This is a genomic window from Desulfosporosinus metallidurans, from assembly GCF_001936615.1.
Taxonomy (GTDB): domain Bacteria; phylum Bacillota; class Desulfitobacteriia; order Desulfitobacteriales; family Desulfitobacteriaceae; genus Desulfosporosinus; species Desulfosporosinus metallidurans.
The window spans coordinates 1-631 of sequence record NZ_MLBF01000180.1; the positions used below are offsets into that span (position 1 = coordinate 1).

Genomic DNA, 631 nt, shown 5'->3' on the forward strand with positions numbered 1-631 from the left:
AACCGGGTGCGCTGGTAGCGGATGACCGGCTCGATGGCCGAGAGGAGCTTGGCCGTGGTCATAAGGGCCACCGGCACGCGGGTGCGGTGGAACACGGCGGCAATGACCTCGGAGTGGGAATAATTGGGGACGATAGAGCCGTCCTTGACCGTATAGCCGCCGATGATGCGGCTGGCCGGCACCTTGAGGTTGAAAACCGGGTCGCGGGTGGAGGACAGCTGGTGCACCATTTTAAGCGTCGGCGCGCCGCGGTCGAACAAGCCCGGATCGGTCTCTTCCAGGATGATGATGCAGGAGGACTTGATGCGGGGATCGGCGGTGTCCACGGCAGCGGTGGCGTAATTGGCGAAATCCATGCCGGTGATGAAGCGGCCGCGTTTTTCCACGTGCAGGATCGGCTCCTGGCCGTCTTCCCAGGAATCGACGCGCACCTTGCCGGTCAGGACGCCGGTATCGACGCCGACGTAGGGAATGGGTTCGGTCAGGGCAAACGCGCCGCGCCAGGGGGCGCGATCCGGGGGACGGGGCGCACAGGGTCATATAATGGTCGCGCTGCTCGGGTGGTGCCGCGCTCGTGGATGGGCGACAGGGCCAGGTTGTTGGCCAGGGAGCAGGTGGCCGCCCCGGCATC

At 65.9% G+C, this 631-nt stretch carries 1 protein-coding gene; it reads right to left on the bottom strand.

Going from position 1 to position 631, the window contains the following annotated elements; genetic code table 11:
* Positions 1 to 386 (bottom strand): acyl-CoA/acyl-ACP dehydrogenase (locus DSOL_RS28570; RefSeq protein ID WP_207649691.1); only part of this gene is annotated, 386 nt, incomplete at its 3' end.
* Positions 387 to 631 lie beyond the last annotated feature (245 nt).